This window comes from Massilia niastensis DSM 21313 (assembly GCF_000382345.1).
Lineage (GTDB): Bacteria > Pseudomonadota > Gammaproteobacteria > Burkholderiales > Burkholderiaceae_D > Telluria > Telluria niastensis.
On sequence record NZ_KB908077.1, the window covers coordinates 196081 to 208953 of the forward strand.

Annotated in this window: 9 protein-coding genes; 7 read left to right on the forward strand and 2 right to left on the reverse strand. The window is 70.8% G+C overall.

The window, feature by feature from the left end:
- Positions 1 to 6 precede the first annotated feature (6 nt).
- From H162_RS0102095 to H162_RS32475, 7 genes are read left to right on the forward strand one after another with little or no spacing between them, the layout of a single operon-like run.
- A complete protein-coding gene (locus H162_RS0102095) occupies positions 7 to 2331 on the forward strand; it encodes a CHAT domain-containing protein (RefSeq protein WP_020651786.1) in 2325 nt (774 codons plus the stop codon).
- A gap of 3 nt (positions 2332 to 2334) precedes the next feature.
- A complete protein-coding gene (locus H162_RS0102100; RefSeq protein WP_020651787.1) occupies positions 2335 to 3126 on the forward strand; it encodes an ABC transporter permease in 792 nt (263 codons plus the stop codon).
- Positions 3123 to 3725, forward strand: a complete 603-nt coding sequence (locus tag H162_RS0102105; RefSeq protein ID WP_020651788.1) for a P-loop NTPase family protein — start codon at positions 3123 to 3125, stop codon at positions 3723 to 3725. The genes H162_RS0102100 and H162_RS0102105 overlap by 4 nt, the downstream gene beginning before the upstream one ends.
- Positions 3722 to 4702, forward strand: a complete 981-nt coding sequence (locus tag H162_RS0102110; protein WP_020651789.1) for an MlaD family protein — start codon at positions 3722 to 3724, stop codon at positions 4700 to 4702. Before H162_RS0102105 ends, H162_RS0102110 begins: the two co-directional genes overlap by 4 nt.
- On the forward strand, positions 4699 to 5574 hold the full coding sequence (locus tag H162_RS0102115) for an outer membrane protein assembly factor BamD (protein WP_020651790.1): 876 nt from the start codon (positions 4699 to 4701) through the stop codon (positions 5572 to 5574). The genes H162_RS0102110 and H162_RS0102115 overlap by 4 nt, the downstream gene beginning before the upstream one ends.
- The gene (locus tag H162_RS0102120) at positions 5571 to 6413 is read left to right on the forward strand and encodes a hypothetical protein (protein ID WP_020651791.1); all 843 of its coding nucleotides are present in this window, start codon (positions 5571 to 5573) and stop codon (positions 6411 to 6413) included. Before H162_RS0102115 ends, H162_RS0102120 begins: the two co-directional genes overlap by 4 nt.
- Before the next feature lie 10 nt (positions 6414 to 6423).
- Entirely contained in the window at positions 6424 to 8214 is a 1791-nt protein-coding gene (locus tag H162_RS32475) for an adenylate/guanylate cyclase domain-containing protein (RefSeq protein WP_020651792.1), read from the forward strand.
- Positions 8215 to 8428: 214 nt separating this feature from the next.
- On the opposite strand, the gene dnaE is transcribed toward H162_RS32475, so the two are convergent.
- Together dnaE and H162_RS0102135 are read right to left on the reverse strand one after the other, a co-directional pair.
- Entirely contained in the window at positions 8429 to 11926 is a 3498-nt protein-coding gene (dnaE, locus tag H162_RS0102130; RefSeq protein WP_020651793.1) for a DNA polymerase III subunit alpha, read from the reverse strand.
- Positions 11927 to 12078: 152 nt separating this feature from the next.
- Positions 12079 to 12861: a PEP-CTERM sorting domain-containing protein gene (locus tag H162_RS0102135; protein ID WP_084676907.1), complete on the reverse strand. Its 783-nt coding sequence runs from the start codon at positions 12859 to 12861 to the stop codon at positions 12079 to 12081.
- Positions 12862 to 12873 lie beyond the last annotated feature (12 nt).

Consider the following 12873-nt stretch of genomic DNA (forward strand, 5'->3'; position numbering starts at 1 on the left):
TATCCGGTGAAACCCCGCACCGCCCTGCGGCGCCTGCGCCGGCACGCACGCCTGCTGGGCGTGGTGCTGGCGCTCGGCGCCTGCGCTCCGGCCTGGGCCGACCGCAGCACCGACCAGGTGGGGCTGGCGGCGGCCGGGCGCTTCGATGAACTCGAACGCCAGCTGGAAAGCCAGGCCGCGCGGGGTCCGCTCGACACGCGCGACCGCCACGCGCTGTGCTATACCTATTCGCGCATCAAGCGCTACGCGAAACTGCTGGACTGCCTGGACCAGCTGCAGGCCGGCCTGGCCGGCGGCGACCGCAGCACCCGCCTGTTCGCGCTCGAAGACGCCACCCCGGCGGTCGGCATCATGCGCGCCGAAGCCCTGGTCGAGCTGGGACAGTACGCCAATGCGGTGCGGGAAGCCGAACGCACCCTCGCCTGGCTGCAGGACGACGGCAGCGACGACCTCGACATGGTCGCCAATGCCCTGGCGATCCTCTCGGTCGCCCATACCCTGGGCGGCGACCGCGATGCGGGCCTGGCCGCGGCGCAGCGCATCGAAGCCCTGCGCATCGGCTTCCTGAGTGCGCATGCCGGCGCCAAGGCGATGGCGCTGGCGCGCGCCCGCATGGCGCTGCGCGACTATCCCGGCGTGCTGGCCGCGCTGGCCGCCGACAAGACCTTCGCGCTGAACGTGTTCCTGGACCGGCTCGCCACCGGTTCGTATTTCACCGGCGTCAACAACTGGGTCTGGGTCGAGCTGCCGCGCGCCTACATGCTGACCAAGGCCCTGATCGAGACCGGCCGCGCGCAGGAAGCGCGCGCCACGCTCGAGCGCCTGCTGGCGCTGCCGCAGACCCGCCATAACGGCGAACTCTACTGGATGCTGCTGGACGAACGGGCGCGCCTGGCCGCGGCCGACCAGGACCCGCGCGTGGCGCTGGCCAGCCTGCGCGAAGCGATCGACACGGTCGAGCAGCAACGCGCCAGCATCCATACCGAAGCCAGCAAGATCGGCTTCGTGGGCGACAAGGAAAGCCTGTACGCGCGCGCCATCGCCACCGCGCTGGCGCTGGGCGAACAGGCCCAGGCCTACGAGCTGATGGAGCGCGCCAAGTCGCGCGCCCTGGTCGACCTGCTGGCCGCGCGCGGCGCCGCGGCGCTGCAGGCGCACGACCCGGCGGCCCGCCTGGCGTTGCAGGAATTCCGGCACGCGCTTGATGACGCGTCGGTCCAGCTGCCGCTCGAGGCGGGCGCGGCGCCGGAGCGGGCGCGCAGCGCCGCCGGCCATGCCGCGCTGCTGAAGAAGGCGCACCCGGCGCTGGCCTCGCTGGTCAGCGTCGACACCCTGCCGCTGGCCGGGGTGCGCAGCCACCTGGACGCGCGCGAAACCCTGGTCGAATACCACTGGCACGGCCAGCAGCTGGTGGTGATGGCCGTCACCCGCGACGCCCTGGCCGCCGCCGTCGCCCCCAGCGACGGGCTGGAACAGCAGGTGCGGCTGCTGCGCGAAGCGATCATCGCGCGCCAGGACACGCGCGAACTGGCGGGCGCCCTGTACCGCCGCCTGCTGGCGCCGGTGGCCGGGCTGGTCGCCGGACGCGACCTCGTGATCGTCCCGGCCGGCATCCTGCATTACCTGCCGTTCGGGGTCCTGCACGACGGCGCCGACACGCTGCTGGCGCGCCACGGCCTGCGCTTCCTGCCGAGCGCCAGCGTGCAGAAGTACCTGCCGCCGGCGCGCCGCACGCCCCCGCGCCAGATGCTGGTGCTGGGCAACCCCGACCTCGGCAACGCCGAGCTCGACCTGCCGAACGCCCAGCAGGAAGCCGACCTGATCGCGCGCCTGGTGCCCGACAGCACGGTGCTGCTGCGCGAGCAGGCCTCCGAGACGCGTTTCCGCGAACTGTCCGGCCGCCACCGCTACCTGCACCTGGCGGCGCACGGCCAGTTCCGCAGCGCCAACCCGCTGGCCTCGCGCCTGGCGCTGGCGTCCGACGGCCGGCACGACGGCACGCTGACCGTGTCCGAGATCTACGGCTTGCGCCTGGACGCCGACCTGGTCACCCTGTCGGCCTGCGAGACCGGCTTGAACAAATCCACCAACGGCGACGACCTGATCGGCATGACGCGCGGTTTCCTGTACGCGGGCAGCAGCAACATCGTCGCCAGCCTGTGGGAGGTGGACGACGCCGCCACGGCCGAGCTGATGCAGCAGTTCTACCGCAACCTGCTGGCCGGGCAGTCCAAGCGCGCCGCGCTGCGCGAAGCCCAGCTGGCCCTGCGCGCGCGCCGTCCCGACCCGCTGCACTGGGCGGCGTTCTACCTGACCGGCAACGGCGAGTAAGCCATGGCGCATCCTTCGCCCGCCAGGCCGCCGGCGCCGCTGATCTACCTGCGCGAATTCGTATTTCTATGGCGCGACTGCCTGGCGGGCGCCGGCCTGCTGCGCCGCCCGCCCTACCAGCGCCGCTTCCTGCAGCTGTTCCTGGACGGCGCGGTCAAGGCGGCCGCCGGTCCCGGCCTGCGCGTTGCCGCGGTCGGGGCGCTCGCCATCGCCGCCGCGCTCGACGCGCTGTCGGCCGACACCGAGGCCGCGGTGCGCCTGCTGGTGCTGGCGCTGATGCGCGAACTGGGCCCGCTGCTGGCGGCGCTGATCGTCCTGATCCGGGTCGGCATCCCGCTCACCGGCGACATCGGCATGATGCAGGAGCGCGGCGAACTGCGCGCCCTGCGCCTGCTCGGCCTGCCCAGCCGCGAATACGTGGCGGTGCCCGCCCTGTTCGCGCTCGCGGCCCTGACCGTGGTGCTGACGCTCTACCTCCAGCTGACGGTGCTGGGCGGCGGCATCGTGCTCGGCGCCGCCCTGCTCGGCCTGTCCCCGGCGGCGGCCTTCGGCCAGGCGACGCTGCTGGTGACGCCGGGCGACCTGCTGTACACCCTGCTCAAGAGCGCGGGCTTCGGCCTGCTCATCGGCAGCCTGTGCGTGCACGACGGCCTGAAGGCGAGCGCCGACCCGGCCGGCATGCCCGACGCCCTGGCGCGCGCGGCGATGCAATGCCTGTCGCTGCTGCTGCTGCTGAACCTGCTGCTGGCCTTCCTGTTGTACCGGCCGCTGTTCGCGTCCGTCGCCCGCCCATGAAGCGCCCGGTCCTGTTCGAACTCAGCGCCGGCGGCGCCGCGCCCGTGGCCGTGCTGCAGGGCGCGACTTGCGCGCTGGCATTCGCCCGCCAGCGCGATCGCGCGGCCTTCGTCGAGCTGCTGCTGCTCGGCGCGGACGCCGGCGGCGCGCCGCCGGAGCGCTTCCAGGTCGGCCGCTGGGAATGCCGGCGCCGGGTGGCGGCCGGACGCATCGGCCTGGTGTCGCAGCAGCCGCACCTGTTCCTGCGCCTGAGCGTGTTCGACAACCTGGCCCTGGCCGACGACGGCGCGCCGCGCTTCGCCGAACGGCTGGCGCGCTGCCTGGCCGAGACCGGCCTGCTGGCGGACGTCGATCCGCGCCAGCCGGCCGCGACCCTGGACTGGACCCGGCAGGTGCAGCTGAATTTCGTCCAGGCCTGGCTGCGCGAGCCGGAATGCCTGCTGTTCGACGCCGTGTTCGACCATGACGACGGCGCCGGCCTGCTCGACCTGCCGCGCCTGTTCCGCAGCCGCTATCCATTCCGCGCCGTGTGCCACCTGGCGCCGGCCGGCCGCCTGCCCGCCGCGCTGGGCGTCACCGAGATCATCGACATCGCATGAAGGCTTCCGCCTCCCCCTGGTCCGACACCGGCCCCTCGCTGAAGCGGCGCGCCTGGCTGTTCGCGGCGCCGGCCATCGCCGGCCTGGTCGCCGTGCTGCTGCTGTTCGCCCACCGCCAGGGCGCCTTCTCGACCGAGGACAGGCTGCACTTCCTGGCGCCGAGCGCGCTCGGCATCAGCGCCGGCATGCCGGCCAAGCTGAACGGCTTCGTGGTCGGTTCGGTGCGCGAGATCGTGCTGCTGCCGCCCTCGGCCGACTCGCCGCTGCGCGTGCGGGTCGAACTCGGCATCTACAAGGACTACATGCGCTACATCCCCAAGGCCACGGTGGCGCGCCTGCTGCAGGAGGGGCTGATCGGCCAGAGCGTGATCGAGCTGCAGCCGCGCCGCTACGACGCGCGGCCGGTGGCCAGCGGCGAAGTGCTGGGCTTCGAACGCAGCCGCAACGTCGGCGAGATCGCCGAACACCTGGAACAGCAGCTGGCGCCGGTGCTGGCCAGCACGCGCAGCCTGGGCGCGGGCCTGGCCGACCCGGACGGCGACTTCCAGCAGGCGCTCAAGGGCGCCCGCATGCTGGCCGAGGCCCTGCCGGCCACCAACGCCCAGGCGCGCCAGACGCTGGCCCAGGCCAGCGCCGGCGTCGACCAGCTGTCGCAGGCGGCCGCGCGCACGCTCGGCAGCGCCGACCGCTCGCTGGCGACGGTGTCGGCGGCGGTGCCCGGACTGCTCGAGAAACTCGACCGGACCGCCGGCAACCTGGCGGCGGCCAGCGACAGCCTGCGCGTGGTCGGCGGGGCGTCCGAGGAAGCGCTGCCGGGGATCCTGGGCGAGGTGCGCCAGCTCTCCGGCGACGGCCGGCGCGTGGTCGACGGCGCCCTGGGGAGCTGGCCTTTGAGGACGATGGTGGCGCCGGCGCCCGAAGCGCTGCCGCTCGACAGCCAGCAGGGGCTGGATCTGCCGTACAGGACGCCGCGGTGAGCCTGCTGCGCCGGTCCGCCGCCACCCTGCTCCTGCCTGCCGTGCTGGCCGGCTGCGCCGCCACGCTTGACAACGCCGCGCCGGCGCGGCGCCAGGTCGCGCTGCTGAACCAGCGCGGGGTCGAACTGCACCGCAACGGCGACCCGGCCGCGGCCGCGCGCCTGTTCGAGCAGGCGGTGCGCGCGGCCCAGGCCATCGAACACGAGGACGGCATCGCGCAAGGCCTGCTGAACCTGGCGCGCGCGCGCCTGCAGCAGGACATGCCGGACGCAGCCGACGCCGCGCTCGACCGGCTGCTGGCGCCATCGGCGCTGGCCTTCCCGGCCGCGCGCCGCGCCGAGGCGCTGCTGCACAAGACCAACTTGGCGCTCCAGCGGCGCGACCTCGATGCCGCGGCGCGCTGGCACGGGCAGGCGCTGGCCGCCTGCGCCTGCGCCTGCGCGCAAGGTCCGGCCCTGCTCAACCTCGGGGCGCGCATCGCCCTCGAACGCGACGATCCGGAGGCGGCCCTGCGCGACGCCCGCGCCGCGCTGGCGCGCCACCGCAGCGACGGCAACCTGGTCGAGGCGGCGAATGCGCTGCGCCTGGCCGGCGCCGCCCAACTGGCGCGCCATGGACGCGATGGGCGCGCCGCCGCCCTGCCCGAACTCGCCGAAGCGCTGGAACTCGACAAGCGCCTGGCGCTGAGCGACAAGATCGTGCAGGACCTGGTCCTGCTCGGCCATGCGTCCGACGCCGGCGCCCGCCGCGCCTGGTGGCTGCGGGCGCGCGACGTGGCGCAGGCCGCCGGCAAGACGCGCCTCCTGGCCGACATCGACACCCTGCTGGCGGCGCCGTCCGCCCCACCCGAACCACCAAGGAACCCAGAATGAACCGTAGCGCCATTATCCTGCTGAGCCTCTGCTGCCTGGCCCTGCCGGCGCGCGCCACCCCGGCCGCCGGCGCGGCCGGCATGGTGCTCGACCTGCGCGGCAACGCCCAGGCCATTACCGGCGCCGACAGCGCCCGCCTCGACCTGCTCGGCTACGTCAGGCCGGGCCAGCAGATCCGGCTGGACGAACAGGGCCAGGCATCGGTGTCGCATTACGCCAGCAAGCTGGTCTACCTGCTGCGCGGTCCGCTGCTGGCCCAGGTCGAGGCCGGCGGCATCCGGGTACTCAAGGGCGCCCCCGCCCAGACCCGCTCGCTGTCCGAAAAGCTGGTGACGGCCGCCATCGACCCACGCCTGAGCCCGGCCGCGGTGAAGATGCGCGCCCTCGGCGACGTCGCCCTGCTGGCGCCGGCCAACCGCGCGGTGCTGACCGGCGCCCGTCCGCGCTTCGAATGGCAGGCCGAGGGCGGCACCAGCTACCGCGTCCAGGTCAGCGAACTCGACGGCCGGGCGGTGGCGGCCGGCGCCAGCGGCGACGGGCGCTGGGAGTTGCCGGCGTCGGCGGCGCTGGCGCCGGGCGCCAGTTACCGCTGGAGCGTGAGCTTCACCGGCGAAGATGGCCAGCAGTACAGCAACAGCGCCGTCTTCAGCCTGGCCTCCGCCGATGAACAGGCGGCCGCCCGGGCGCTGCGCCCGGCGCCGGACGCCGCGATCGAGGACTGGGTGCTGTACGCGGCGATCCTGAAGGAGCGCCGCATGGACGACGAAGCGCGCACGGTGTGGCGCGAGATCGCGGCGCGCCGCCCGGACCTGGAACTGGTGCGCACGCTGGCGCGCTGAACGATTCCCGATGCCGATTCCCGTGTCCCGCCGCCCGTGGTGGGCGGCGCTCGCGCTGGCCGTGGCGCTGCTGTCCGCCCTGGCCGCGCGCGTGCTCGACCCGCGCCTGTTCGACCTGGCCACCTCCGCCAACCGCGCCTGGGCGCCGCAGCCGCTGCGCCATGACGTCGTGGTGGTCGGCATCGACGACGCCTTCCTGGATGCGATCGACGAACCGCTGGCGCTGAGCCACGCCCACCTCGCCGGCTTCCTGCGCGCGGCCGCCGGCGCCGGCCCGGCCGCCGTCGGGCTCGACCTGGTGCTGCCCGAAAAGCGCTTCGACCGGGTGCTGCTGGCCGGCGACCCGCAGCGCGACCTGCACCGGCTGCTGCTGGCCGGCCTGCTCGAATCGATGCGCAGCACCCCGCTGGTGCTGGCCAAGGTCTGGGACCACCGGCGCGGCCACTTCCGCGACATCCAGATCGACTATGCCTCGGTGCTGGCCATGCAGGAGGGCCCGGTGCGCTCGACCGCGTCGGCGCTGGTGCTGGCCGACGCCGACGGCCGCGTGCGGAAGTATGCCGGCGCCGCGGTCCAGCCGGGCGGCTTCGCCTGGACCCTGGCCAGCGAACTGAGTGCGGCAATGGGCGTGCGCCGGAGCTGGGAAGGCATGATCAACTACCAGATCGGCGACGAATTCAGCTACATCCCGCTGCAGGATGTGCTGCGCCTGGCGCGCGAAGGCCGCGACGCCCGCCTGCGCGAACTATTCGGCGGCAAGATCGTCCTGCTCGGCACGGTCGAGGAGGACACCGACCTGATCGAGGCGCCGGTGCCGCTCGCCACCTGGCTGCCGGGCAAGCACGCGGTGCCCGGCGTGCTGGTGCACGCGCAGACCGTGCGCAGCATGCTCAACGGCGGGCTGATCGTGCCGGCGCCGCCCATGCTGGCCTGGGCCCTGACCCTCGCCGGCGCCCTGTTCCTGGCCGGACGCACGGGGGCGCGCAAGCTGGCGCTGCTGCTGGCCTGGTGCGCCGGCGCCCTGCTGCTCTGCCTGCTCCTGCTGCGGCAGCAGGTCTGGCTGCCGGTGGCCGGGACGGTAAGCGCCGCGCTGCTGGCCAGCCTGGCGCGTGCGCTGTGGCAGGCCTGGCACGATGCGCGCGCCAAGCGCGCCTTGCGCAGTTCCTTCGCCGGCTACGTCAGCCCGGCGGTGCTGCGGGAAATCGAGGCCGGCCGGCTCGACGCCGGCGCCGGCTCCAGCGTGTGCGAGGTGTGCGTGCTGTTTTCCGACATCCGCGGCTTCACCGCCCTGAGCGAGCGGCTGGCGCCGGAAGCCGTGGTGGCGCTGCTGAACCGCTACTTCAGCCGCATGACGGCCGTGGTGCACAAGCATGGCGGCACGGTCGACAAGTTCATCGGCGACGGCCTGATGGCCGTATTCGGCGCACCGAACGTCCTGCCCAGCAGCGAAAAGGCGGCCCTCGAGGCCGCGCACGAGATGCTGGTCGAACTGGCGGCCCTGAACGGGGAATGGCGGGACGAGCACGGCGCGCCGCTCGAGATCGGGATCGGGGTACACAGCGGCAAGGCGATCGCGGGCCACATCGGCTCGCCCGAGCGCCACGCGTTCACGGTGGTGGGCGACACCGTCAACGTGGCGGCGCGGCTGGAAGCGCTGTCGAAGGAGGTCGGCTATCCGATCGTCTGCTCGCAGGCGGTCGCCGCCGCCCTGGGCCATCCGCCGGTGCTGGCCGCTCTCGGCGAGCACCAGCTGCGCGGGCGCAAGGGCAGCCTGGCCCTGTATGGCTGGCGGCCCGCCTGATACTGGGTCCCCACCTGTGAAGGTGTCGCAAAAGTAACCGTAGGGTGGGCAGCTTTGCTGCCCACGCGTTCAGCCAGCGCATAGACGGACGATACGCATTACGTGCTTGAACGCGTGGGCGGGAAACCCGCCCACCCTACAACTGACGGCCCGCCGGCGCACCAATGAAAACGGCGCGTCCGCAGACGCGCCGTGCGGCAGACGACAGTGCGGATCAGTACTCGACCGCGACGCCCTTGGCGCCCAGCGTGAGCTCGAGCGCATGCTTGAGCGTATCCGACGGCGCCACCCGCCAGTCGTCCCCGAGCTGCATCACGCACTCGATCCCCTGCGGCCTGATGCGCAGGCTGACGGGCAGGCCGTCGGCCACGCGGTAAGGCTGCAGCACTTCGGCGATCTTGGCCGGGCTGACGCCGACCGACAGGTCCATCTCCAGCTTGTGCCCGTACTGGATGCGCGAGGCCGCGATGTCGAACACCTTCTCGGCCGTGATGCGCAGGCCGCCGTTGAAGCGGTCTTCCGATACCTTGCCGACCACCAGCAGGAACTCGTCTTCCTTGAAGATGTTCTTGTTGGCTTCGAACACCTCGTTGTAGATCGTCACCTCCACCACCGAGGTCTTGTCGTCCAGGGTGACGATCAGGATCTTGCCGCGCTGGGTCATCTGGGGGCGCACGCCGGTGATCACGCCGCACAGCATGCGCGGGTCGCGCGAGGGCTCCAGGTCCTTCAGCTTGGTCTTGGCGAAGCGGCGCACTTCCTGCGCATAGGAGTCGAACATGTGGCCCGACAGGTAGTAGCCGAGCGCGATCTTCTCTTCGGCCAGCTTCTGGCGGTCGGTCCACGGCGTGGCCTTCACGTACTCCGGCGGGGCCACCAGGTCGCTGTCGTCGCCGCCGAACAGGCTGACCTGGTTGGCCGAGGCCGCGGCCTGGTCGGCCACCTCGATCGCGAAGCTGACCGAGGCCAGCAGGATCGCGCGGTCGACGCCGAAGCAGTCCATGGCGCCGGCGCGGATCAGGGATTCGACGGTGCGGCGGTTGATCTGCTTGCGGTCCACGCGCTTGCAGAAGTCGAACAGGTCCTTGAACTTGCCGCCGCTCTTGCGCGCCGCGATGATCGCCTCGATCGCGCCCTGGCCGGCGCCCTTGACGCCGCCCAGGCCGTAGCGGATGTTGGTCACGCGCTTGCCGGTGACCGACGGCGCCTGGCCTTCCGGCGTGAAGCGGAACTGCGACTCGTTGACGTCCGGCGGCAGCACGGTCAGGTTGCACACGTCGATCGAGTCCTCGACCAGGATCTTGATCTTGTCGGTGTCTTCCATGGCCAGCGACATGTTGGCTGCCATGAACGCGGCGGTGTGGTGGACCTTGAGATAGGCCGTGTGGTACGACAGCAGCGCATAGGCGGCCGCGTGCGACTTGTTGAAGCCGTAGCCCGCGAACTTCTCCATCAGGTCGAAGATCTCGTCGGCCTTCTCGGTGGTGAGCCCGCGCTCGCCCGCGCCCTTGCGGAAGATCTCGCGGTGCTCGGCCATTTCCTCGGCCTTCTTCTTGCCCATCGCGCGGCGCAGCATGTCCGCGCCGCCCAGCGAGTAGCCGCCGATGATCTGCGCCATCTGCATCACCTGCTCCTGGTAGACCATGATGCCGTAGGTCTCGGACAGGATGCCCTCGGTGCGCGGGTCGGGATAGTCGAACTTCTCGCCGTGCTTGCGCTTGCAGAAGTCGGGGATCAGGTCCATCGGGCCTGGACGGTACAGCGCCACCAGCGCGATGATGTCCTCGAAGCGGTCGGGACGCGCGTCCTTCAGCATGCCCTGCATGCCGCGCGATTCGAGCTGGAAGATGGCGACGGTCTTGGCGTCGGAGAGCAGCTTGTACGACGCCCTGTCGGTCAGCGGCAGCGTGGCCAGGTCGAAGGCGCTTTCCGCCGGATCGAGGTCACGGATGTAGTTGACCGCGCGGTCGAGGATGGTCAGGGTGGTCAGGCCCAGGAAGTCGAACTTCACCAGGCCGACCGCCTCCACGTCGTCCTTGTCGTACTGCGACACCACGCCGGCGTCGCCGCCCTGGGTGTACAGCGGCGAGAAGTCGGTCAGCTTGCCCGGCGCGATCAGCACGCCGCCGGCGTGCATGCCGATGTTGCGGGTGATGCCTTCGACCTGCTGCGCCAGGTCGAGCAGCTGCTTGACCTCTTCCTCGTTCTCGAGGCGCTCCTTGAGCATCGGTTCCTCCTCGATCGCCTCGGCGATCGAGACCTGCTTGCCGGGCTTGAACGGGATCAGCTTGGAGATGCCGTCGCAGAAGTTGTAGCCGAAATCGAGCACGCGGCCGACGTCGCGGATCGCGCCCTTGGCCGCCATGGTGCCGAAGGTGGCGATCTGCGACACCGCGTCGCGGCCGTACAGGTCCTTCACGTGCTGGATCACCAGTTCGCGCTTTTCCTGGCAGAAGTCGATGTCGAAGTCGGGCATCGAGACGCGTTCCGGGTTCAGGAAGCGTTCGAACAGCAGGTTGTAGCGCAGCGGATCGAGGTCGGTGATCTTCAGCGCATACGCGACCAGCGAACCCGCGCCCGAGCCGCGGCCGGGGCCGATCGGCACGCCGTTGTTCTTGCCCCACTGGATGAATTCCGCAACGATCAGGAAGTAGCCCGGGAACTTCATCTTGATGATGGTCTGGTTCTCGAACTCGAGGCGCTCCTCGTAGCGCGGACGCGCTTCCTCGCGCTTGGCCGGGTCCGGGAACAGCTGCTCGAGGCGCTCTTCCAGGCCCTTCTTGGTTTCGGCGACCAGGAAGTCGTCGATGGTCATGCCGTCCGGCGTCGGGAAGTCGGGCAGCTGCGGCTTGCCCAGGGTGAGCGTGACGTTGCAGCGCTTGGCGATTTCGACCGAGTTGGCGAGCGCGCCCGGCAGGTCGGCGAACAGCGCCGCCATCTCGGCCTGCGACTTGAAGCACATCTCTTCGTTGAAGCGGCGCACGCGCTTGGCGTTGGCCAGCATCTCGCCCTCGGCGATACAGACGCGCGCCTCGTGGGCGATGAATTCGTCCTTGCTCAGGAACTGCACCGGATGGGTCGCCACCACCGGCAGGCCCAGGCGCGTGGCCAGCGCCACCGAGTGGCGCACCTGCTGCTCCTGGTTCGCCTGGCCGGCGCGCTGGATCTCGATATAGAAATGGCCCGGGAAGACCTCGGCCCAGCGCTGGGCGGCGCGTTCGGCCTTGGCCAGGTCGCCGTTCTCGATCGCCTGTCCGATGTCGCCGAAGTGCGCGCCCGACAGCACGATCAGCGCGTTCGCCTGCGGCGTCTCCGGTTCCAGGGTCGAGGTGCTGGTGGCGAGCGCCTCCAGCCATTCGGCGCGGATCTCCGCCCTGCCCTTGTACTGGTTGGTCAGCCAGGCCTTCGACAGCAGGTCGCACAGCTGCAGGTAGCCGGTGTGGTTCTTCGCCAGCAGCAGCAGGCGCGAGGGCTTGTCGCGGTTGTCGTCGTTGGTGATCCAGGCGTCGACCCCGACGATCGGCTTGATCCCCTTCCCGCGCGCGGCTTTATAAAAACGCACGAGGCAGAACATGTTGGCCAGGTCGGTGACGGCCAGCGCGGGCTGCTGGTCCTTGGCGGCCGCCTTGACGAGGTCGTCGATGCGGACGAGGCCGTCGACGATCGAGTATTCGGAGTGGACGCGCAGGTGGGTGAAGATCGGGGAAGTCATCCTGACATTTTACATTGCCGGACGGACTTGCATGAAGCGGACAGCCGCGATTGGCGTTGCTTCCAGGCACCAATTTACCGCTTCCCATAGGGGGCATGGGGCGAAAAAAAACCTGGCCGGGCAGCCAGGTTTTCGGGTCGGGCGGGAACGGCTCAGGCGCGCTTGCGGCGGGTGAATGCTGCCAGGCCGGCCAGCGCCAGGCCCATCAGCGAGATGGTGCCCGGTTCCGGGACTTCACGCACGTTCACGTTGTCGATGCGCACGGTCAGGCCCTTGTCGATGGTGGCGGTGCGGATGCCGATGGTGTCGAACGATGCGATTTTCAGCGAGCCCGTCGGTTTTGCCTGGGCGTCGGGCGTCTTGAGCGAGACCAGCTCGGCGGTGCTCGGGTTCAGCCATGCATCGAAGCTGTTGTAAACACTCGAGCCATTGCTCTTGTACAGGTGGGCGAACAGGCGGTAGGTGGTGTTTTCCACCAGATCGCTGCCGTTGATGAAGTAGCCTTCGGTGCCGCCCAGGCGCACGAACAGGTCGTTGGTGCAGCTGCTGTTGACGGCGGTGTTGCCGCAATTGGCCTTGAAGCCGATGTTCGGGCCCAGGTAGGCGTTGTCCAGGTTGCTGGAGTTGCCGAACCACAGGCCGAGGAAGTCGTTGCCGTCCACCTTGCCCGAGTACTGGAAGGAGAAATCGATGAGCACGCCGCCGTCCTGGCGTTCCGCCAGCTTCAGGTAGGCGGCCTTGTTCGAATTGCCCGAGAATTGCAGGGCCTGGTCGCCCGGCTTGGCGGTCGGTACCAGCGCGGCGACGGAACTGCCGGTCCAGCCGGTGGTCCAGGCTTCCGGCGCGGCGCCGTTCAGGGCGCTAGCGTTGATCGGAGCGGCGGTGGCGATGCCTGCACTCAGGGCCATGGTCAGGAAAGCAGTATGACGAATCATTTCTTATAATCA

What these genes read in the sequence shown, in the direction of transcription:
- H162_RS0102100 (WP_020651787.1), top strand. Translation starts at nt 2,335, where the DNA reads ATGGCGCATCCTTCGCCCGCCAGGCCGCCGGCGCCGCTGATCTACCTG.
- H162_RS0102105 (WP_020651788.1), top strand. Translation starts at nt 3,123, where the DNA reads ATGAAGCGCCCGGTCCTGTTCGAACTCAGCGCCGGCGGCGCCGCGCCC.
- H162_RS0102110 (WP_020651789.1), top strand. Translation starts at nt 3,722, where the DNA reads ATGAAGGCTTCCGCCTCCCCCTGGTCCGACACCGGCCCCTCGCTGAAG.
- H162_RS0102120 (WP_020651791.1), top strand. Translation starts at nt 5,571, where the DNA reads ATGAACCGTAGCGCCATTATCCTGCTGAGCCTCTGCTGCCTGGCCCTG.
- H162_RS32475 (WP_020651792.1), top strand. Translation starts at nt 6,424, where the DNA reads ATGCCGATTCCCGTGTCCCGCCGCCCGTGGTGGGCGGCGCTCGCGCTG.
- dnaE (WP_020651793.1), bottom strand. Translation starts at nt 11,926, where the DNA reads ATGACTTCCCCGATCTTCACCCACCTGCGCGTCCACTCCGAATACTCG.
- H162_RS0102135 (WP_084676907.1), bottom strand. Translation starts at nt 12,861, where the DNA reads ATGATTCGTCATACTGCTTTCCTGACCATGGCCCTGAGTGCAGGCATC.